At 62.9% G+C, this 20,585-nt stretch carries 24 protein-coding genes and 2 riboswitches; of the genes, 15 read left to right on the forward strand and 9 right to left on the reverse strand.

What is annotated here, in order from left to right; genetic code table 11:
• The first annotated feature begins 49 nt into the window (after positions 1-49).
• The 9 genes from ACZ9EJ_RS07580 to fghA all read left to right on the forward strand — a co-directional run bounded on the left by ACZ9EJ_RS07580 (position 50) and on the right by fghA (position 7,442).
• Positions 50-970 (forward strand): DMT family transporter, encoded by a 921-nt coding sequence (locus ACZ9EJ_RS07580; protein WP_046626298.1) that lies wholly within the window; start codon positions 50-52, stop codon positions 968-970.
• A gap of 100 nt (positions 971-1,070) precedes the next feature.
• The gene (locus ACZ9EJ_RS07585) at positions 1,071-1,781 is read left to right on the forward strand and encodes a hypothetical protein (RefSeq protein WP_046626299.1); all 711 of its coding nucleotides are present in this window, start codon (positions 1,071-1,073) and stop codon (positions 1,779-1,781) included.
• A gap of 127 nt (positions 1,782-1,908) precedes the next feature.
• The gene (locus tag ACZ9EJ_RS07590; protein WP_046640364.1) at positions 1,909-3,177 is read left to right on the forward strand and encodes a zinc metalloprotease; all 1,269 of its coding nucleotides are present in this window, start codon (positions 1,909-1,911) and stop codon (positions 3,175-3,177) included.
• Between the two features lie 78 nt (positions 3,178-3,255).
• The gene (locus ACZ9EJ_RS07595) at positions 3,256-3,870 is read left to right on the forward strand and encodes a GNAT family N-acetyltransferase (protein ID WP_046640248.1); all 615 of its coding nucleotides are present in this window, start codon (positions 3,256-3,258) and stop codon (positions 3,868-3,870) included.
• Between the two features lie 105 nt (positions 3,871-3,975).
• On the forward strand, positions 3,976-5,103 hold the full coding sequence (locus tag ACZ9EJ_RS07600; RefSeq protein WP_046626304.1) for an S-(hydroxymethyl)glutathione dehydrogenase/class III alcohol dehydrogenase: 1,128 nt from the start codon (positions 3,976-3,978) through the stop codon (positions 5,101-5,103).
• A gap of 84 nt (positions 5,104-5,187) precedes the next feature.
• A complete protein-coding gene (locus ACZ9EJ_RS07605) occupies positions 5,188-5,376 on the forward strand; it encodes a YegP family protein (protein ID WP_046640249.1) in 189 nt (62 codons plus the stop codon).
• Between the two features lie 85 nt (positions 5,377-5,461).
• Positions 5,462-5,908: a YaiI/YqxD family protein gene (locus ACZ9EJ_RS07610; protein WP_046640250.1), complete on the forward strand. Its 447-nt coding sequence runs from the start codon at positions 5,462-5,464 to the stop codon at positions 5,906-5,908.
• Positions 5,909-5,925: 17 nt separating this feature from the next.
• Positions 5,926-6,588, forward strand: coding sequence for a DUF1345 domain-containing protein (locus ACZ9EJ_RS07615; RefSeq protein WP_052764580.1), 663 nt, complete (start codon positions 5,926-5,928; stop codon positions 6,586-6,588).
• A 20-nt stretch (positions 6,589-6,608) separates the two neighbouring features.
• Positions 6,609-7,442 carry an S-formylglutathione hydrolase gene (gene fghA / locus ACZ9EJ_RS07620; protein ID WP_046640251.1) on the forward strand — a complete coding sequence of 278 codons (834 nt, stop codon included), beginning with the start codon at positions 6,609-6,611 and terminating at the stop codon, positions 7,440-7,442.
• A gap of 3 nt (positions 7,443-7,445) precedes the next feature.
• Here fghA and ACZ9EJ_RS07625 read toward each other — a convergent pair whose 3' ends face one another.
• Genes ACZ9EJ_RS07625 through crcB form a run of 5 tightly spaced genes read right to left on the reverse strand, consistent with a single transcriptional unit; the run spans position 7,446 to position 10,865 of the window.
• On the reverse strand, positions 7,446-7,934 hold the full coding sequence (locus tag ACZ9EJ_RS07625) for a hypothetical protein (RefSeq protein ID WP_046626326.1): 489 nt from the start codon (positions 7,932-7,934) through the stop codon (positions 7,446-7,448).
• A 57-nt stretch (positions 7,935-7,991) separates the two neighbouring features.
• Entirely contained in the window at positions 7,992-8,783 is a 792-nt protein-coding gene (locus ACZ9EJ_RS07630; RefSeq protein WP_046640252.1) for an ATP12 family chaperone protein, read from the reverse strand.
• Between the two features lie 12 nt (positions 8,784-8,795).
• Positions 8,796-9,449, reverse strand: a complete 654-nt coding sequence (locus tag ACZ9EJ_RS07635; RefSeq protein WP_046640253.1) for an HAD-IA family hydrolase — start codon at positions 9,447-9,449, stop codon at positions 8,796-8,798.
• Positions 9,446-10,438 (reverse strand): RluA family pseudouridine synthase, encoded by a 993-nt coding sequence (locus ACZ9EJ_RS07640; protein ID WP_046626333.1) that lies wholly within the window; start codon positions 10,436-10,438, stop codon positions 9,446-9,448. The genes ACZ9EJ_RS07635 and ACZ9EJ_RS07640 overlap by 4 nt, the downstream gene beginning before the upstream one ends.
• 49 nt (positions 10,439-10,487) lie before the next feature.
• A complete protein-coding gene (crcB, locus tag ACZ9EJ_RS07645) occupies positions 10,488-10,865 on the reverse strand; it encodes a fluoride efflux transporter CrcB (protein ID WP_046640254.1) in 378 nt (125 codons plus the stop codon).
• A gap of 124 nt (positions 10,866-10,989) precedes the next feature.
• Here crcB and ACZ9EJ_RS07650 point away from each other — a divergent pair, with 124 nt between their 5' ends.
• Positions 10,990-11,268, forward strand: a complete 279-nt coding sequence (locus ACZ9EJ_RS07650) for a hypothetical protein (RefSeq protein ID WP_052764581.1) — start codon at positions 10,990-10,992, stop codon at positions 11,266-11,268.
• 17 nt (positions 11,269-11,285) lie between these two features.
• On the opposite strand, the gene ACZ9EJ_RS07655 is transcribed toward ACZ9EJ_RS07650, so the two are convergent.
• Both ACZ9EJ_RS07655 and ACZ9EJ_RS07660 read right to left on the reverse strand, forming a co-directional pair.
• A complete protein-coding gene (locus ACZ9EJ_RS07655; protein WP_046640255.1) occupies positions 11,286-12,881 on the reverse strand; it encodes an EAL domain-containing protein in 1,596 nt (531 codons plus the stop codon).
• A gap of 142 nt (positions 12,882-13,023) precedes the next feature.
• A complete protein-coding gene (locus tag ACZ9EJ_RS07660; RefSeq protein ID WP_046640256.1) occupies positions 13,024-13,509 on the reverse strand; it encodes an Lrp/AsnC family transcriptional regulator in 486 nt (161 codons plus the stop codon).
• A gap of 138 nt (positions 13,510-13,647) precedes the next feature.
• Between ACZ9EJ_RS07660 and ACZ9EJ_RS07665 the strand changes: the two genes are divergently transcribed.
• A complete protein-coding gene (locus tag ACZ9EJ_RS07665; RefSeq protein ID WP_046640257.1) occupies positions 13,648-14,064 on the forward strand; it encodes a DUF2000 domain-containing protein in 417 nt (138 codons plus the stop codon).
• A gap of 39 nt (positions 14,065-14,103) precedes the next feature.
• On the opposite strand, the gene ACZ9EJ_RS07670 is transcribed toward ACZ9EJ_RS07665, so the two are convergent.
• Positions 14,104-14,592: a copper chaperone PCu(A)C gene (locus ACZ9EJ_RS07670; RefSeq protein WP_046626342.1), complete on the reverse strand. Its 489-nt coding sequence runs from the start codon at positions 14,590-14,592 to the stop codon at positions 14,104-14,106.
• Positions 14,593-14,659: 67 nt separating this feature from the next.
• A complete protein-coding gene (locus ACZ9EJ_RS07675; protein ID WP_046626801.1) occupies positions 14,660-15,037 on the reverse strand; it encodes a hypothetical protein in 378 nt (125 codons plus the stop codon).
• Positions 15,038-15,232: 195 nt separating this feature from the next.
• Positions 15,233-15,320, forward strand: a riboswitch (glycine riboswitch).
• A riboswitch (glycine riboswitch) is annotated at positions 15,321-15,400 on the forward strand. It begins immediately after the preceding riboswitch.
• A 67-nt stretch (positions 15,401-15,467) separates the two neighbouring features.
• Between ACZ9EJ_RS07675 and gcvT the strand changes: the two genes are divergently transcribed.
• The 4 genes from gcvT (at position 15,468) to ACZ9EJ_RS07695 (ending at position 20,531) form a co-directional block, all read left to right on the forward strand.
• Positions 15,468-16,604 carry a glycine cleavage system aminomethyltransferase GcvT gene (gene gcvT, locus ACZ9EJ_RS07680; RefSeq protein WP_046640258.1) on the forward strand — a complete coding sequence of 379 codons (1,137 nt, stop codon included), beginning with the start codon at positions 15,468-15,470 and terminating at the stop codon, positions 16,602-16,604.
• Between the two features lie 16 nt (positions 16,605-16,620).
• Positions 16,621-16,983 (forward strand): glycine cleavage system protein GcvH, encoded by a 363-nt coding sequence (gcvH, locus tag ACZ9EJ_RS07685; RefSeq protein ID WP_046640259.1) that lies wholly within the window; start codon positions 16,621-16,623, stop codon positions 16,981-16,983.
• Positions 16,980-19,847: an aminomethyl-transferring glycine dehydrogenase gene (gene gcvP, locus ACZ9EJ_RS07690; protein ID WP_046640260.1), complete on the forward strand. Its 2,868-nt coding sequence runs from the start codon at positions 16,980-16,982 to the stop codon at positions 19,845-19,847. The genes gcvH and gcvP overlap by 4 nt, the downstream gene beginning before the upstream one ends.
• A 354-nt stretch (positions 19,848-20,201) precedes the next feature.
• Positions 20,202-20,531, forward strand: a complete 330-nt coding sequence (locus tag ACZ9EJ_RS07695; protein WP_046640261.1) for a flagellar basal body protein — start codon at positions 20,202-20,204, stop codon at positions 20,529-20,531.
• Positions 20,532-20,585: the final 54 nt, after the last annotated feature.

A 20,585-nucleotide genomic window follows, 5' to 3' on the forward strand; every position in this document is an offset into this window, starting at 1 on the left:
ATCGCACAACGCTGTGGTTGAAGAACCCGGTTCCTCGAAAGTGCCCGGCATGCCCCCTTCCACACCTGAAAATCCGCTGAAGGGCATGGCCATCATGGCCACCTGCATGGTCATCCTGCCGGTGATGGATGCCATCGCCAAATATATGGCGACCTTCGAGGCGATGTCGCCCGGCCAGGTGACCTTCTACCGGTTCTTTTTCCAGCTCGTCTGCATCCTGCCGCTTGCCGTCTTCACCGGTGCTGCCATCTTCCGGCCGAAACGCCCCTGGATGAACCTGCTGCGCGGCGGACTGCATGCGGCGGCCAGCCTGATGTTCTTCGCGGCGGTCAAATACATGCCGCTCGCCGATGTCTTCGCCATCTATTTCGTCGAACCCTTCATGCTCACCATGATGTCGGCGATCTTTCTACGCGAAAAGGTGGGCTGGCGGCGGTGGCTGGCGATCGTCGTCGGTTTCGGCGGCGCCATGATCGTCATCCAGCCGAGCTATGCGATCTTCGGCTGGACGGCGCTGCTGCCGGTCGCCTGCGCCTTTCTCTTCACGCTCTACCTCTTCCTCAACCGCGCGATCGGCGAGGCCGATTCGCCGCTCGTCATGCAGACCATGGCGGGCGTCGGAGGAACGCTGTTCATGGCCGCGGCCCTTGTGATCGGGGATAGTGCAGGCGCCGAGGATTTTCTGCCGTCGCTCCCCGCCTCCTGGCTCGGCCTCGTCCTGCTGATGCTGCTCGGCTCGATCTCCGGCTATATGCATCTTCTCGTGGTGCGTGCCTTCCGGCTGGCGCCGCTGTCGCTGCTTGCCCCTTTCCAGTATTTCGAGATCATTTCTGCGACTGTGCTCGGTTACGCCCTGTTCGGCGATTTCCCGACAGCCTCCAAATGGCTGGGAATCGCCATCATCGTCGCCTCCGGCCTGTTCATCATCTGGCGGGAACGTTCCAAATCGAAGCAGGTGGAGAGCCTCTGACGGCGTTGTTTCCAGTCGATTAACCGCGCTTGTTGTCTGCCCCTCAACTTATCTCAATTATCACCCACATTCAGTTTCATGATGAAACGGAGAAAAGAAGATGAGCGGGTTCCGCTTTTCTTTTCCGGCATGTGTCATCGCCGGGAAGGGTCGGATTGTGGCCGACGATATTTTGATGCTGCGCAAATACGCGTTCCCGGATGGCATTCGCTCCTCCGAAGACGCGCTGGTCTTGTTTGCGCTGAATAATTCCTGTCCCGAGCAAAGCTCTGATTGGTCGACCTATTTCGTCGAGAGCCTGAGCGCATATCTCGTGCACGGCACGGAGCCGTTGGGACGCATCGACGACGCGAATGCCGGCTGGCTGATGCGGACGATCGCCGCCGACGGCGCCGTTAATTCGGCCCTGGAGCTCGAACTGCTGCTGCACGTCATGGAACTCGCGTCGGAGGTGCCGGAAAGTCTCTCGGCCTTCGCGCTCGACCAGATCCGCCTCGCCCTCGATCCCGGGGCGCGGGGCGCCTATCGTGCCATCCGCCCCGCCTCTGCCGGCATTACCGCCTTTGACCTCACCTATATCTGGCGGGTGCTGCGGGGCGCGACGGAACGTGGCCGGCTGATGCTGTCGCCCGTCGAAGCGCTGGTCCTTCGCGAGATCGATCGACTTGCCGATGCTGAAGCCCATCATCCCGCCTGGCGGGAGATCATCGCGGCGGTGGCGGTATATGAGAGGCCGAAGGAAGTGCTGCGGTCTGGTCCCTGGCTGGTGACTGATGCCGGTCATCGCCTGGCGCGAGAGGCGGCGGCCTGAGGAACGACGCGTAGCGCGGCTGCTCGTTCGCATTTTAGCGGTTGGCTAAACCGCCTGGAAAATCAATCGGCCTAATGGTGTCCCTGATGATCGGCCGATGGCGAGCCGACAGGCCTTAGAGGTCGATATGACGTCCACTGTTTCCGCCGTCCTGCTGCTGACGATCAATCTCGGCCTGCTCTGGCTGCTGATGGCTGCACCTGTCGGCCGCCGCACCATCGCGCTGCGCCGGACGCTCGAAATCGCTCCGGAACGTCTATGGCACGCCTTTCACCCCGGCGGCGAGGAGGCAAGCTGGAACCCTTCGATCCTTTCCTCCGGGACGGAAAACAACCGCGGCGGGATCGAGATCGCCTACAGCCATCCCGACCGCCACGGCGCGCCGATCCGGCGGGTCTTCAAGGTGGAGGAAACTGTCGACAGGACGCAGCGCAGCTACGAGAGCCGGGCACGCGTCGTCGACGACACCGCGCTCGATATTTCCTTCTGGCGCAATTTCGAGGAATACCGTGCCGTGTCGGCGGTGCCCGGCGGTTCCGCGATCACCCTTGCCCAGACAGACGACTATCGTGGCCTCGCCGTCTACCTGTTTCGCTATTTCATGATCCGCCGCGAGCTTTCGTCGCTGACCGCCTGGCTGAAAAACGGCCGACCGAAGACGGGCGGCCTGATCGAACATCCGGTCATCCAGATAGTCCTGGCGCTGCTCTCGACGCTGCTGCTCTGGCCCTTCTTTGGGCTCACTGCGGCGGGCCTGACGATCTCCATAATCCTGACGCTGGTCATCGTGCTGCATGAACTGGGGCACATGGCGGCCTATCGGGCCTTCGGGCATGAACGGGTCAGGATGATCTTCGTGCCGTTTCTCGGAGGCATCGCCATCGGCGGGCGGCCCTACAACAGTCGCTTCGAAGTCGCCACCTGCGCGCTCATGGGGGCCGGCATGTCCGCCTTCCTCGTACCGGTGGTGATTTCCGTCCACGACCTTTCGACGGCCCACCTATTGTCCTCGTCCCTGCGTGAGCCGGCTCTGGTCTTCTTGCTGATCCTCGGGGCCTTCAACCTCCTCAATCTCCTGCCTATGACCCAGTTCGACGGCGGCCGGGTGCTGAGGCAGATCTTCCCCACGCGCAGCCTGCTCGTGGCCGGCAGTTTCGGAATCACGCTTCTGATGCTCTGGGTCGGTTACCGGATCGGGCTCTCGTCGATAGCCCTGATCGCGGCACTGGCCGTCTTCACGCTGATGAGCCTGATGGGCATTGCGTCCGCCAAGCCGCGCGAAAGTCTCGATCCCATGCATCCGGGCGAGCGGCTGATGGCGGGCCTCGGTCTCTATGCCGCGGTCGCCGTCCATTCCTACGGTATCGTATACGCCTGCGACCGCCTTTTCGGCTGACCACGCGCCTTTCGATATCATCTGCCAACGACGTCTCCGCCCATTGACATCAACCGGCCAAGCGGCTCCAAAGGTTACATGAAAAGCGAAAACCCCACATTACCGTCCGGCTATTCCGCCGTACCTCCGGGCAAGATTGCCACCGTCGTGACCTGCCTCGAAATGTTCGAGAAGCCGCGCAGGAAAACCGCGACGGCGCCGGACACGCTTACCCTGGAACGCTGGCAGTCTCCTGCAATCGACGAATATCGAGCGCTGTTCCGCGTAGTCGGCGAGAACTGGATGTGGGTCTCGCGGCTGGTCATGAGTGACGACGAACTTGCCTCTGTCCTGAATGATCCGCGGGTCGAGATTTACGTCCTTCTCGACGGCGGCCGCCGGATCGGCCTCCTGGAACTCGATTTCCGGGAAGAGGGCGAATGCGAGCTCGTCTATTTCGGTCTCGTCGGCGGTGCCATCGGCAAGGGCGCCGGCCGTTTCATGATGAACTGGGCGATCGAGAAGGCCTGGGCGCATCCGATCCGCCGTTTCTGGGTGCATACCTGTCACTTCGACCACCCGGCCGCCATGCAGTTCTACCAGCGGTCGGGATTCACGCCCTACGCCCTGATGGTCGAAGTGCTCGACGATCCGCGCCTGACCGGCGTGACGCCACGCACGACCTCGCCGCACGTGCCCCTGGTCGGACCCTGATCCGCTCACCGAAATGCGACCGCGAACGGCTCGTTCCGGCTTGAGCCGGCCCCCTCGCCTGTGCCAAGGTCGCGCCGAATCTAAAAAGCCTCAAGGGAGAACATCATGGATGTCCGCGCCGCCGTCGCCGTTCAGGCTGGCAAACCGCTCGAAGTCATGACCGTGCAGCTCGAAGGCCCCCGCGCCGGCGAAGTGCTGATCGAGGTGAAGGCGACCGGCATCTGCCATACCGATGATTTCACCCTGTCCGGCGCCGATCCGGAAGGCCTCTTCCCGGCGATCCTCGGTCATGAGGGTGCTGGCATCGTCGTAGACGTCGGCCCCGGCGTTACCTCGGTCAAGAAGGGCGATCACGTCATTCCGCTCTATACGCCGGAATGCCGCGAATGCCCGTCCTGCCTGTCGCGCAAGACCAATCTCTGCACCGCGATCCGCTCCACCCAGGGCCAGGGCCTGATGCCGGACGGCACCTCGCGCTTCTCGATCGGCAAGGACAAGATCCACCATTACATGGGCTGCTCGACCTTCGCCAACTACACCGTCCTGCCGGAGATCGCGGTCGCCAAGATCAACCCGGACGCCCCCTTCGACAAGGTCTGCTATATCGGCTGCGGCGTGACGACCGGCATCGGCGCTGTCATCAACACCGCCAAGGTGGAGATCGGCGCTACCGCCATCGTCTTCGGCCTCGGCGGCATCGGCTTGAACGTCATCCAGGGCCTGCGGCTTGCCGGCGCCGACATGATCATCGGTGTGGACCTGAACAACGACAAGAAGGCCTGGGGCGAACGCTTCGGCATGACCCATTTCGTCAACCCGAAGGAAGTCGACGGCGATATCGTGCCTTACCTCGTCAACCTGACGAAGCGCGGCGCCGACCAGATCGGCGGCGCCGACTACACGTTCGACTGCACCGGCAATACCAAGGTCATGCGCCAGGCGCTCGAAGCATCGCATCGCGGCTGGGGCAAGTCGGTCGTCATCGGGGTTGCCGGCGCCGGCCAGGAAATCTCCACCCGTCCGTTCCAGCTCGTCACCGGCCGCACCTGGATGGGCACCGCCTTCGGCGGCGCCCGCGGTCGCACCGACGTGCCGAAGATCGTGGACTGGTACATGGAGGGCAAGATCGAGATCGACCCGATGATCACCCACACGATGCCGCTCGAGGACATCAACAAGGGTTTCGAGCTGATGCATGGCGGCGAATCGATTCGCAGCGTAGTGATTTATTGAGCGCGGTTCCAAAACGTGCGGAACACGCTCCGATACTGCGAATAGACCTAGGATTTAACTCCGTTAATGTGAGGGACGCAGAAGATGTACAAGTTTGAAATCTACCAGGACAAAGCTGGGGAATACCGTTTTCGCTTCAAGGCTTCGAACGGCCAGTCCATGTTCTCTTCCGAAGGTTATTCGGCCAAGGCTTCCGCCGTTTCGGCCATAGAATCGATCAAGAAAAACGTACCCGGCGCAGCAGTCGACGACCAGACCACCAGCGTCGCCTGAAGCATATCGTGCGCGTAGCCCGCTGGGCGGGCTACGCTGCCTCCCGTTGTGCGGGAGGTCGCCGGATTGGGCCTGAGTATCCCCCATGATCTACGTCGATGCCGATGCCTGTCCGGTCAAGCCGGAGATCCTGAAAGTCGCGGAACGCCACGGCCTTGAAGTGACGTTCGTCGCCAATTCGGGGCTTCGCCCGTCCCGCGATCCGATGGTCCATAACGTTATCGTCTCGGCCGGTTTCGATGCCGCCGACAACTGGATCGCCGAACGCGCCGGACCCGCCGACATCGTGGTCACCGCCGACGTGCCGCTGGCCGTGCGTTGTGTTGCTGCCGGCGCGCTGGTGACCGGCCCCACGGGCCGCGTCTTCGACGAGACCAATATCGGCATGGCGAGCGCCATGCGCGACCTCGGGGCGCACCTGCGCGAGACCGGCGAAAGCAAGGGCTATAACGCCGCCTTTTCGCCACGCGACCGATCGAAATTCCTGGAAACGCTGGACAGGCTCTGCCGCCGCGCCAAATCAGCCTCGTGAGCGATCGGAAAACCCGGATGCCAAGCCCCTGGCACAGATTGAACCATCACCGGCATGGACCGTTCTTCGCCGGCACGATCGCCTCGCTGGCGTGCCTGCCGTTCCTGATCCTCTCCGTGCCGGAACTCGCCCCCGGTATCGCGGTGATTGTCTTCTTCCTGATCTATCTCGTCATGATGGCCGTACGCATTCCAAAGCTCGATGGCGCCACGCTGAGAAACAAAGGGCAGAACGACGACGAGCCCGCCCCGGTCATCTTGGGCGTGACCCTGCTTGCGGTCGCCGCCGCCGTCGTTTCGCTGTTCGAGGCGCTGAACCGCTCGCAACCTGCAAGCCTTGCCGCCGTCTCCCTCGCCTTCGCATCGGTCGTGCTCGGCTGGCTGACGATCCACACCATGTTCGCCATGCATTATGCCCATCGCTTCTGGCGGCCGGGGGAACAGGCGGAGGAGAACAGCGCCAAGCGCGGCGGTCTCGATTTTCCCGAAACAGACGAGCCCGGCGCCTACGATTTTCTCTATTTCTCGTTCGTCATCGGCATGACCGCCCAGACGTCGGACGTCCAGATCACCTCGACCGGAATGCGCCGCATCAACCTCCTGCATGCGGTCGTGTCCTTCTTTTTCAACACTGTCCTTGTCGCCGCGGCTGTCAACGCCGTCGTGTCTATGGGCAACTGATATCCATTCAAGGAGCACCGATGAAGGTCCTTTCCCAGAACACCGCCTTCGGCGGCATGCAGGGCGTGTTCATGCACCCGTCCGAAGCCTGCAAATGCGAGATGACGTTTGCCGTCTTCGTGCCCCCGCAGGCGATCAAGGAGCCCTGCCCGGTTGTCTGGTATCTCTCGGGCCTCACCTGCACCCATGCGAACGTCATGGAAAAGGGCGAGTACCGGCGGATGGCGGCCGAACTTGGCCTCATCATCGTCTGCCCGGACACCAGCCCGCGCGGCAATGACGTGCCCGACGAGCTCACCAACTGGCAGATGGGCAAGGGCGCCGGCTTCTATCTCGATGCCACGGAAAAGCCGTGGGCCGAGCACTACCGGATGTACACTTACATCACCGAGGAACTGCCGAATTTCGTCAGCCAGCATTTTCGCATGGACATGGACCGCCAGGGCATTTTCGGCCACTCGATGGGCGGCCACGGCGCCATGACGATCGCGCTGAAGAACCCGGAACGGTTCAGGAGCTGCTCCGCCTTCGCGCCGATCGTAGAGCCCTCGACCGCCGACTGGTCATCCCCCGCCCTCGAGAAATATCTGGGGCCGGATCGCGCCGCCTGGCGGCAGTACGATGCCTGCGCACTGGTCGAAGACGGCGCCCGTTTCCCGGAATTCCTGATCGACCAGGGCAAGGCCGACGGTTTTCTGGAAAACGGCCTGCGCCCCTGGTTGTTCGAAGAGGCGGCCAGGGGAACGGATATTGACGTGACGCTGCGGATGCACGAGCGCTACGACCATTCCTACTACTTCATCTCGACCTTCATGGACGACCATCTGCGCTGGCACGCGGAACGGTTGGGCTGACCCTCACGGAAACAGCGCGGTCGCCATGGTCGGGCGGCGCTGGCCGTCGAGGCGGAATTCACTGGAGATGCGGTCGGCGATCTTTTCGGCGAGGTCCCGGTCCGCGGTATCCCCGTCCAGAAGGAAGATCGACGTCTTGAACGTCCCCCTGGCGATCGGTTCGCCGGTATTCACCGAGATGGCCTGCACCGTCACCTTCGCCTCGTGCCGGCCGCCGATCAGCATCGGCAGATGCGACATCTCATCGATGCGCACCGAGATGATCGTCCGCGGCAGGGCGATCGACCGGACGGTTGCGCGGATCGCCTCATCGACCAGCATGTCGGTGGCGATTACCAATCCCTTCGGCACATCCGGCCGCGCGGTCACGAAGGCGCCGCGCACGTCATAGAAAAGCTTTTCCTGCGCCGTGTTTGCCTGTTCCAGACGGAACGACATCAGCGGCAGGGCCGTCAAAGCGATGAGACAGAAACGAAACAGACGACGGAACATGAAGGAACCCGCAAGACGGCACCTTCTGATGTTCCAACGAACACGGTTAGAGAACGATTAAGCCGAGGGCTTCAAGGCAAGAAAAGTTTCCGCCGCCGCCCGCATTTCCTCTAGCCGCTTGGCGCGCCGGTTCTCGGCTTCCGAGTCCGCGCCCCAATGTTCGTTCGTCCAGTCCTCGTCGAGATGGGCGAGCGTCCAAGCCTCGTCCGGGGTGAGCCGACCTTCCGCGAAGGCAAGCGCCAGGATCGCCGAACCGGTCAGCGTCGTCACCGTATGCAGCACGGCGAGTTCGATCGGCGTGTCGTATCTCCTCAGCGTCACCGCAAAGGCGGCGGTCGCCTCCTTCGGCTGCTCCTGCGGCATCACGCCCTCGACCAGGATGAAGCGGGCGCCGAGTTCGTTCGCGGCCCACTCGACGATCGGGTCCCAAAGGTCGTTCTGGCGCGCCACCAGGTTTTCCGGCGCTTCGGCACGGTAGCAGAGCAGGTCGCTCGAAGAGAACCTGAGAATGTCCTCGAACACCGCCTGCGGGTCGGTAGCGATGCCGTCGATCGCGGTGTTGACGAGCCGCGTCACCGGCATCGTGCCTGGATCGATCACGTCCACCTGATTGGCCCATTCGTCGCGGATCAGTTCGGCAAGCCGTGCCGTCGGGGCGACGAGGCCGTTCTTTGCAGGCGTTCTGACCGGCCGGCCATCGAGGTGGATGGCATGGCCGTCTTCGCCCTCGGCAACCGATACTTCCTTGTAGAAGCGCTTCGGCAGCGGCTTGTGCATCTGGATTTGCGCCCGCCGCGTCGGGTCGGGATGGCTCAGCGCTTCGGAGGGATCGGGAAACATGTCACGCATGGAAATAAAACCTCAGCCGATATGGCTCAGCAATTCACTCGGATGATGGATGATCGCGTCGGCGCCGGCCTTGTTCAGCTCGTCCACCGAGGCATAACCCCAGGCAACGCCGATCGCCGTGGCGCCGGCCGCCTTCGCCATCTGCATATCGTAAATGGCATCACCGATGACAAGAGTGTCGGAAGGTTTCATGCCGGTCTCGTCGCAGCATTCGGTCACCATCGCCGGATGCGGCTTCGAGGGACAATCGTCGGCGGTGCGAGACACCATGAAAAACTTGTCGAAGCCGTGCGTCTCGACGACCAGATTCAGCCCGCGTCGTGATTTTCCGGTAACCGCGCCGATCAGCAGGTCCTTGCGCGGACCGATCGTGTAGATCAGGTCGCGGATCCCTTCGAACAAAGGCTCCTTGAAGCCGAGATCCTGGCGCACGACGGCAAACAGCGTCTTGTAATAGGCCATCATCTCGACGGCTTCCTCGTCCGCATGCGGCTTGCCCTGCATGCGGGCGATCGCGATGTCGAGCGTCAGCCCGATGATCGCCTTGGTGTCTTCCACCTTCGGTTCCGGCTTGTCGAAATGGGCGAAGGTGCGGCGCATGGTTTCGTGGATCAGGCTCGCGCTGTCGACCAGCGTGCCGTCGCAATCGAAAAGAACCAGTTTCATTCGTCGTCGTCCCTGCGCCCGTTTTCCATGTCGAACCCGAGAAGGTTCCAGCTCTGCACCATATGCGGCGGCAAAGGTGCCGTGACCTTCAGCCGTCCGCCGTTCGGATGCGGGATGTCGATATGGCGCGCGTGCAGATGCAGCTTCTTCTGGATGCCGCCCGGAAAATCCCAGTTGTGGTCGTCGTCGAAATATTTCGGGTCGCCGATGATCGGATGGCCGATATGCAGCGCATGGACGCGCAGCTGGTGGGTGCGGCCGGTATAGGGCTCCATCTCCAGCCAGCAGAGCGTTTGCGCCGCCATTTCCAGGACGCGGTAATAGGACACCGCGTGATCTGCCCCCTCCTCGCCATGCCTGGCGATCCGCATGCGGTCGCCATCCGGCGTCTGTTCCTTCACCAGCCAGGTGGAGATCTTGTCCTCGTGCTTGCGCGGCACGCCCTTGACCAGCGCCCAATAGGTCTTCTTGGTATCCCGTTCACGGAAGGCGGCAGTCAGCTTCTGCGCAGCGCCCCGGGTGCGGGCGATCACCAGCACGCCCGATGTGTCGCGGTCGAGCCGGTGGACGAGCCGCGGTTTCTCCCCCTTCGGGCTCACCCAGCTGTCCAGCATCTGGTCGATATGGCGCGCGACGCCCGATCCGCCCTGGACGGCCAAGCCCGCCGGCTTGTTGAGCACGATGACCTTCTCGTCCTCGTGCAGCACCATGCGCGACAAAAGTTCGAAATCGCTGGAATGCTTGAGATCCTTTCCGGCGATCGGCCCCGCCTTCTTGGCATCCACGTCCAGAGGCGGGATGCGCACCGTCTGTCCCGGCTGTACGCGGGCGTCGGATTTCACCCGTCCGCCGTCGACGCGAACCTGTCCGGAGCGCAGCAGTTTCTGGAGCGGCCCGAAACCGAGGCCCGGGTAGTGGATCTTGAACCAGCGGTCGAGACGCATTCCCGCTTCGTCCGCTTCGACGCGGATATGCTCGATGCCTGCCATCAAAGCTCTTTCATATCTATGTGTGGACCGGCGGCCCTTTGCCCGGTCTTTAGAGCATTGCCCGCCCAAGCGCCAGTCCGGCGAAAACCGCGCCCAGCGAGATTGCGACGCTCGCGACGATATAGGTGACGCCCACCATGGTCGCGCCCCGCTCCAGGAGCGACACGACATCCAGCGAAAAGGCCGAGAACGTCGTGAAGCCGCCGAGAAAGCCGGTAATGATCAGCAACCGCAGCTCGGGCGACGCATCGAAGCGCCGGACGATGAGTTCGGCGAGAAAGCCGATCGCGAACGAGCCGGCGACGTTGACCGCAAGCGTCCCCCAGGGAAAGGTCGGCCCCCAAAGGCGCAGCGCCCAGAGCCCGACAAGATAGCGGCAGACGGAGCCGATCGCCCCGCCGATGGCGACGAGAAGCATGTTGGTCATGGAGCTTTCTCTAGAACAGAAACAAGAATCGTCAAATCGATAAAATGCCGACGTTTTGTTTAAAGGGGAACAAATCAGGGCCGCCGTAATTATCATATTCTGAGAAAACAGGGTGGTAGGCGAGATGACACTACTGGTCAGCATATCGGCAAGCACAGCCGCACTCGCCATCGAGGCGCTGAAGCCCGGCCGGCGCATCTCGGCCAAGGATCAGGTCAAGGACATCAAGGCCGATGCGGACCGCAACCAGCGCCGCGCCGAAAACGCTAGCGACCCCACCGATACCGAATTCATGATCCCCGCCACCACCGTTTCGCTCGACATGCTCACCGCCGACCAGAAGCCACGCCAGCAGGTTACGTTCAGCCAGGTCGAATCGGCCTATCGCGATCTGGAAGATTGAGGTCACTCGGCAGGTCCTCAGGCCGCCACGCATCGGATATTCTCCCGCCCGCTCTCCGAGCGGGCTTTTGCGTTGCGGTGGTAATCGATGAAGTCCGCGGCCGGCAGCGGTTTCGAGAACAGCCAGCCCTGGCCGAGACCCACGTCGTGGGCCCTCAGATAGTCCGCCTGCTCCTCCGTCTCCACGCCTTCCGCGACGATCTTCAGGTCGAGCGTCTTCGCCATTTCGATGATGTGGCCGGTGACCGCGCTGGTGGCGCTGTTGCGGCCGATCGTGTCGACGAAGGACTTGTCGATCTTCAGCGCATCCATGGGCAGCCCCTGCAGGTACTGCAGGCTGGAATATCCGGTGCCGAAATCGTCGATCGCCACCGAGTGGCCCCTTTGCCGGGCCTCTGTCAATGTCGTCCGCGCCGCCTCGATGTCGATGAAGCCGCGTTCGGTGGCCTCCAGCCAGATCTGCCCTGCCGCTATCCCGGTCTTTGCGAGTTTCTTGTCGAGCACATCGAGGATGCGCCCGGAGCTGACATCGGCGGCGGAAAGGTTGACGGCGATATGCAGCGCACCTTCAGCCCTGAGCAGTCCTCCGAGATCGGCGACAATCGCTTCGATGACCTGGTCGGTGATCGGCAGAATGAGCCCGCTCTCCTCTGCGAGCGGAATGAACAGGTCCGGGCGCACCAGCGACCCATCCGGCCGCCGCCAGCGCACCAGTGCCTCGGCGCCGATGCAGATGCCGGTCTTGAGCTCGATGATCGGCTGGTAGTGGACGATGAATTCGCGCTTGCGCACCGCGATCGCCAGCTCGCCGAGCGGCGACAGTCTTTTCTTGGACAGCCAGACCACAACGCCGACGATGAAGATGGCGACGAAGGCGCCGACCGGCAACAGCAGGAGCTGTTCCTCCCGCAGCCTGCCGGTCAGGTTGGAGCGCGGCTCCATGGCGATCGCGATCAGCCCCTTATCGTGCGCCACCGCGTAGAGCGCCGAGGATGTCATGCCGTTCTTCGGCTCGTCGATCAGCGCGTTGACGAGGTCCTTTTCCGGGGAGTTGAGTTCGTTGATCAGCATGCCCTGCCGGTTGGCGAGCGCCAGGGAGATGTCGGCGTCCACCAGGATATCGACAAAGCGGGCCGGATCGACCAGCACGTTATAGGGGCCATAATGGAGCGCCATCATGGGATTGCCCATGCTGACCGCCGGCTGCACGCGTGTGGCCACTTCCACGCCGTCCGGCGTCATGTAGTCGATCCACGGCCTGTCGACCTTGCGCTCCTCGATCCCCCACGAGGTGCATTTCAGCAGGCCGTTCTCGAAGTAACCGACTTCCTTGACCGAAGGCGTATTGAAAGCGATCACCCGCATCCGGGCGATATGCTGGTCCGAACAAGGCACCAGGCGCGGATAGGCGAGCGAATCGAGTGCCGCCCGCGCATCCTCGAACGTCCTGCTCGCACGCATGATCGTCTGCTCGGCGAGCCGTTCGAGATTGTTCTGCTGTTTCTCGACCGTGATGATCCACGAAATATAAACCATCGCGCCAATCGGAATGACTGCGCCGAGCAGGCCGAGAAAAATGGCCGCCGCAATCACCCGAGAACGTCGCAGTTCCATTGCCGAAACCTTTGATAAGAGGTCTTGGCTTATTCATCGCGGACTTCTGTTAAGATTCATTGATACAACTCGATCAGGTTGTATCGAAGCATTTTCTAAAACCCCGCCAGTTGCACCGCCTGGGCGGAAACCCGTCGGCCTGCTAGGTCCGCTTGCCGGCAAAACGCAGTGGAAGACCGTCGAAGGCCTTGATTTCCTTGAGGACGAAGGTCGTCTGCATTTCCTTGATGCGCGGTAACCGCCGCAACGTCGACATGGCGAAATCCGCATAGGCGTCGAGATCCGGTGAGACGACCTGCAGCAGGAAATCCGCGTCACCCGCGATGCTGTAGCAGGCGACCACCTCGTCGAGCCCGATCACCTCGGCAGCGAACGCTTCCGCCTCTTCTTCGCTATGACTGTCGATCTTGACTCGGATGAAGGCGAGCACGCCGAGGCCGATCGCCTTTCGGTCCAGCACCGCCTTGTAGCCTTGGATGACGCCCGTCTCCTCCAGATGCCGCACGCGCCGCCAACTCGGAGATGTGGAAAGCCCGATCCTGTCCGCGAGCGCCTGATTGGTCAGCCGGCCGTCCTCCTGCAACGCTTCCAGAATTCGTATATCCGCCGGCTCGACGTCGTTTGCCATCAAATCCTACCCCTAACTCCATTTCAAGAGGCGGATCCTACCTCGAAATGCTGGAAGCGAGAAGTAAAAGGCAGGATCGACCGGACGCTCTCGAGTAATCTGCAGACCCTCTTCCACTGATGGATACCCTGATCGCCCATGACCGACGACACTCGCATCGCCATCATCGTCAACCCAACCCTGCCGCTCGGCCTCCTTGCCAACACGGCTGGCGCCATCTCGATCGGCCTCGGCGCTCGCGTGCCCGCGCTCGCGGCTCGCCGGCTGACCGATCGCCGCGGTCGCACGATAGATATCAGTTCTTCCCTGCCGGTGCCGATCCTGCAGGCGCCGGCGGATATCATCAGATCACTGATGCTGAAGGCCATGGAGCAGCTCCAGAACCACGCAATCGTGCCTTTTCCAGCCTTCGCCAGGTCCCTGCACGATTACCGCGACTACGAGATCGCTTTCCCCGATCGCGATCTCGCGGAAGAGGAGATTGACGGCCTTGGCCTCGCCGGGCCTTCGAAATGGATAAAGTCGCTGACTGGCAGCCTCAAACTGCTGCGCTAGAGACGAAGAGCCCGCTCCGGGAAGCGGGCTCTATCGAAATCACTTGTGTACGTGGCCGCCCGGCCCCGCCGCCTCGACCGGCAGTGTGATATCAACCTTGCCGGCCTTCTCGAAGGTCAGTGTCACCGGCACCTTGCCGCCCTGCTTGAAGGGTTCCTTGACCTTGATGAACATCAGATGCAGTCCGCCGGGCGTCAATTCGACGGTTTTGCCCGCCGGCAGGGCGATCCCGGTATCGAGCTTGCGCATTTTCATCACCTCGCCCTGCATCGCCATCTCGTGCAACTCCACGGTGCCCGAGGCCGGCGACGAGACCGACACCAGCATGTCGTCGGATTTGCCGGTGTTCCTGATGGTGAGATAACCGCCGCCAACCGGTTGGCCGGGCAGCATCGCCTTGGTGAAGGCGCTGGTGATTTCGAGGTCGGCGACCTTGGCGGGCGCATCTTGCGCGGCCGTGGCGCCCGCAATGACGATGCCGGTCGCAGCGAAAATGCCGAGGAAGGCGAGTTTGGTGAAGGTTTTCATGGTATATCCCCATGCGGTGACGGGATCTGTGCCGATCGACCGCGATTGATCTGAGCAGGTTGACGGATCAGATGGAAATCGGGGGCGCGCGGGATTTCGGCTGGATAACGGCGGTCGTGCCGAGCACTTCGGGAAACTGGCCGAGCGGATTGGCAAGCGAGGCATGCTCTCCGCCAAGCCAGGCCTCTTCGTCCGGCGGGGGCAGGATGACCGATGCGGAGAGCAGGCAGACTTCGCAGAGCGGTTTTGCCGCCGGCATCCGGTGACCGTGGTCGCCTTCCGAGCAGATGTCGGCAAACGTGCCGTCCGGGAGCCGATAATCTTCGCTGTAGGAATCGAGCGGCGCTGAGGCCTGCACCGGCTGATGGGCAAATCCCAGCAAAAGCAGCAGCATCGCGCAGAAAACGCGCGTTAAGTTCGCCGCCGTGTTGAGCCGTGCCGTCATCGTCTCGCCTGTCCGAATGCCTGCCGGAATAACCCAAATCGCGGCAAAGCGCAAAAGCCCTTTTTGCCGCGGTTTTTTCAGTCATGTCGCCCCGCATTGCATTAGATCAAATCGCATTTGCTGCGCTGCGACAAAAATCTTGGTGCCAGCGACATCAGGGGCTTGCCAAACCGTCATCGAGGTCGATAATACCGCCCAGACTCGCTGGGAGAAGCCGCTTCAATGCGGTGCCGAAGGAGCAACCGCCCCGGAAACTCTCAGGCAAAAGGACCAGCAGTCGACCGACAGGAACTCTGGAGAGAAGCCCGAAGAGGGCTCGCCGAAGGGATAACAATCTCAGGCGACAAGGACAGAGGGGGCTCATAAACCGGTGCGTCACTGCGCCTGAATCTGAGCCGGCGCTTGAAATGCGCCAACCCTGGAGGCGTCCTTGGACGATCAAACCGTTCTCAAGACCACCCCGCTTCACGCCCTCCATCTGTCGCTCGGCGCCAGGATGGTGCCCTTTGCGGGTTACGACATGCCGGTGCAATATCCGGCGGGCGTGCTGAAGGAACATCTGCACACCCGCAGCGCCGCCGGCCTGTTCGACGTCTCCCATATGGGCCAGGTCGTCATCCGCGCGAAATCCGGAACGTATGAAGATGCAGCACTCGCGCTCGAAAGCCTGGTGCCGGTCGATATCCTCGGCCTGAAGCCCGGCCGCCAGCGCTACGGCTTCTTCACCGACGACAATGGCGGCATTCTCGACGACCTGATGATCACCAACCGCGGCGACCACCTTTTCGTCGTCGTCAACGCGTCGTGCAAGGAGGCCGACCTTGCCCACATGCAGGCGCATCTGACCGGTTGCGACGTCGAACTTCTCGACGACCGCGCGCTCATCGCCCTCCAGGGTCCGCGCGCCGAGGGCGCCCTGGCTGCTCTCTGGCCGGATGTCACCTCCATGACGTTCATGGACGTCCGCGACGCGTCTCTGCACGATGTCGACTGCATCGTCTCCCGGTCCGGTTATTCCGGCGAGGACGGGTTCGAGATCTCGGTGCCGGCAGACCAGGCCGAACAGATCGCCAAGGCGCTGCTCGAAGACCTGCACTGCCAGCCGATCGGTCTCGGCGCCCGCGATTCGCTGCGCCTCGAAGCGGGCCTCTGCCTCTATGGCAACGACATCGACACAACCACCTCGCCGATCGAGGCAGCGCTGGAATGGGCGATCCAGAAACCCCGCCGCCTGGGCGGCGCCCGTGCCGGTGGTTTCCCGGGCGCCGACCGCATCCTCGGTGAACTGGCGAACGGCACCTCCCGCCGCCGCATCGGCCTGAAGCCGGAAGGCAAGGCGCCCGTCCGCGCCCATGCCAAGCTTTATGCGGATGCCGAAGGCCAGACCGAGCTCGGCGAAGTCACCTCCGGCACCTTCGGCCCCTCGGTCGAAGGCCCCGTCGCCATGGGCTACGTCCCGACCCGCTTTGCCGAACCCGGCTGCCAGATTTTTGCTGAGGTGCGCGGCAAATACCTGCCCCTCACCGTCGCCGCCCTTCCCTTCATCACCCCCACCTACAAACGATAATCCTCCGGAGAGAACCATGTTGAAATTCACCGCCGAACACGAATGGCTGAAGCTCGAGGACGGTATTGCCACCGTCGGCATCACCTCTCACGCTGCCGAACAGCTCGGCGACCTCGTTTTCGTGGAACTGCCGGAAGTCGGCGCCGAACTGACCAAGGATGGCAATGCCGCGACCGTCGAAAGCGTCAAGGCCGCCTCCGACGTCTATTGTCCGCTGGATGGCGAAGTGACCGAGGTCAACCAGGCGATCGTCGATGACCCCTCGATCGTCAATTCCGATCCTCAAGGAGCAGGCTGGTTCTTCAAGCTGAAGCTCAAGAACGCCGCCGACGCCGACGCGCTGATGGACGAAGCCGCCTACCAGGACCTGATCGCATGACCACCGACAGCACCGATTTCCATTTCACCGACTACCAGCCCTACGACTTCGCCAACCGCCGCCATATCGGCCCCTCTCCGGCTGAAATGGCCGAGATGCTGAAGGTCGTCGGCTACAAGAACCTCGACGCCCTGATCGACGCCACCGTCCCCGCCTCGATCCGCCAGACGGCGCCGCTTGCCTGGGGTCCAGCGCTGACCGAGCGCGAGGCGCTCGACAAACTGCGCGACACGGCCAACCGCAACAAGCCGCTCGTCTCCCTGATCGGCCAGGGTTATTACGGCACGATCACGCCGCCGGTCATCCAGCGCAACATCCTTGAAAACCCCGCCTGGTATACCGCCTACACGCCCTACCAGCCGGAAATTTCGCAAGGCCGCCTCGAGGCGCTGCTCAATTTCCAGACGATGATCTGCGACCTGACCGGCCTCGACGTTGCCAACGCCTCGCTGCTCGACGAGGCGACCGCCGCCGCCGAAGCCATGGCGCTCTGCCAGCGCCAGGCGAAATCCAAGGCGACAGCCTTCTTCGTCGATGCCGCCTGCCACCCGCAGACCATTGCCCTCATCGAAACCCGCGCCGCCCCGCTCGGCTGGAGCGTCGTCATCGGCGACCCGATGACCGATCTCGATCCCGTCGACGTGTTCGGCGCCATCTTCCAGTATCCGGGCACCAACGGCCATGTCCGCGATTTCACCGGTCTGATTTCCCGCCTGCACCAGACCGGCGCGGTCGCTGCCGTCGCCGCCGACCCCTTGGCGCTGACGCTCTTGAAATCCCCCGGCGAAATGGGTGCCGACATCGCCATCGGCTCCTCCCAGCGCTTCGGCGTGCCGGTCGGTTACGGCGGCCCGCATGCGGCCTATATGGCGGTCAGGGATGCCCACAAGCGCGCCATGCCCGGCCGCCTGGTCGGCGTCTCGGTCGACAGCCGCGGCAACCGCGCCTATCGCCTGTCGCTGCAGACCCGCGAACAGCATATCCGCCGCGAAAAGGCGACCTCGAACATCTGCACCGCCCAGGTGCTGCTTGCCGTCATGGCCTCCATGTACGGCGTCTTCCACGGCCCGGACGGCCTGAAGGCGATCGCCCAGCAGGTCCACCGCAAGGCCGTGCTGATGGCCAAGGGCCTGGAAAAGCTGGGCTACGTGATTGAGCCTGACACCTTCTTCGACACGATCACCGTCGAAGTCGGCCACATGCAGGGCCTGATCATGCGCGCCGCCGTCGCCGAGGGCGTCAACCTCAGGAAGGTCGGCGAAACCCGCATCGGCATGTCGCTCGACGAACGCACGAGGCCGGCCACCCTTGAGGCCGTCTGGCGTGCCTTCGGCGGCAATTTCAAGGTCTCGGATTTCGAGCCCACGTGGCGCCTGCCGACCGCACTCCTGCGCAAATCCGACTACATGACCCACCCGATCTTCCACATGAACCGCGCCGAAAGCGAGATGACCCGCTATATCCGCCGACTCTCGGACCGGGACCTGGCGCTCGACCGGGCGATGATCCCGCTCGGTTCCTGCACCATGAAACTCAATGCGACGGCCGAAATGCTGCCGATCACCTGGCCGGAATTTTCCGACATCCACCCCTTCGTGCCCGCGGACCAGGCGCTTGGCTACAAGGAGATGATTGACGACCTGTCGCAGAAACTCTGCCAGATCACCGGTTACGACGCCTTCTCCATGCAGCCGAATTCCGGCGCGCAAGGCGAATATGCAGGCCTGCTCACCATCCGCAACTATCATCTCGCCAAGGGCGACACCCACCGCGACGTCTGCCTCATCCCCACCTCCGCGCACGGCACCAACCCGGCGTCTGCCCAGATGGTCGGCATGAAAGTGGTCGTCGTGAAGGTCCGCGACAACGGCGACATCGACCTCGACGATTTCCGCGCCAAGGCCGAACAGCATGCCGCAAACCTCTCGGCCTGCATGATCACCTACCCCTCGACCCACGGCGTCTTCGAGGAAACGGTGCGCGAGATTTGCGAGATCACCCACGCCCATGGCGGCCAGGTCTATCTCGACGGCGCCAACATGAACGCCATGGTCGGCCTGTCCCGCCCCGGTGACATCGGCTCCGACGTTTCCCACCTCAACCTCCACAAGACCTTCTGCATCCCGCATGGCGGCGGCGGTCCCGGCATGGGCCCGATCGGCGTCAAGTCGCATCTCGCCCCGCACCTCCCCGGCCACCCGGCGACGGATGGACGCGAAGGCGCGGTCTCGGCCGCCCCCTTCGGCTCGCCGTCGATCCTGCCGATCTCCTGGTCCTACTGCCTGATGATGGGCGGCGAGGGTCTCACCCAGGCGACCAAGGTGGCGATCCTCAACGCCAACTATATCGCGGCACGGCTGAAGGGCGCCTATGACGTGCTCTACAAGTCGGAGGCAGGCCGCGTCGCGCATGAATGCATCATCGACACGCGCCCGCTCAACGCCTCGGCCGGCGTCAGCGTCGACGACGTCGCAAAACGCCTGATCGACTGCGGTTTCCACGCCCCGACCATGAGCTGGCCGGTCGCCGGCACGCTGATGATCGAGCCGACCGAAAGCGAGACCAAGGCCGAGCTCGACCGGTTCTGCGATGCGATGCTGGCGATCCGCGAGGAAGCCCATGCTATCGAGGAAGGCCGCATGGACAGGCAAAACAACCCGCTGAAGAACGCCCCGCACACGGTCGAAGACCTGGTCGGCGAATGGGACCGTCCCTATTCCCGCGAACAGGCCTGCTATCCGCCGGGCGCCTTCCGCGTCGACAAATACTGGTCCCCGGTCAACCGCGTCGACAACGTCTACGGCGACCGCAACCTCGTCTGCACCTGCCCCCCGCTGGAGGCTTACGCGGAGGCGGCCGAGTAAGGCCGTCTCTATCGTCATCCCGCCCTCCGATCTCCCTCGCGATAAAGCGATTGCCTAAGGGAAGTGAGGCGGTGCAGCAGTCTTAACCCTCCCCCTTGTGGGGAGGGGGGCCGGCAGGCCGGAGGGGTCTTGATGTGAAGTGAAGACCCCTCCCCAACCCTGCCTGGGTTGAGCCACTCGTCTCAACCCGTCCTTCGGACCCCCGCAGGGGGAGAAGCTCCACGCATCGCCTCCGCGCCCCGTTCCGGCACAGCTGTGCCACGCCGCGCTACGCTTCCCTTACCCTTCCCGTTCAGTCTTCCTTGAAGCTCTTGCGGTAAAACCGGTTCCATCGGGATTTCGGGGACGGTGGCGATGGGTCTGTCGAGTGTGATGAGCATTGCGGTTTCGGGCATGCAAGCCCAGGCAAAACGCCTCGCAACCGCCGCGCACAACATCGCCAATGCCGGTACGCCCGGCTACAACCGCCTCGACACGCATGTCTCGACGCAGACCGATCCCGGCGGCGTCACCACAACCGTCACCCCCTCCACCTCCGTCGTCTTCCCCGACAGCTCGAATGTCGACATGGCCAGCGAAATGCTCGACGCCCTCACCGCCGCCCAGGGCTTTAGGGCCAACGCGGCTGCGTTCGAGACGGGGGCGGACATGTGGGATGTGTTGATGAGCATCAAGCGGGATTGAGGGGGCATCTGCTTTGGGCAGAGATGGCGTTAGGCGGAAGTCTGGCGCCGGTGT

This window comes from Neorhizobium sp. USDA 3394, from assembly GCF_056280385.1.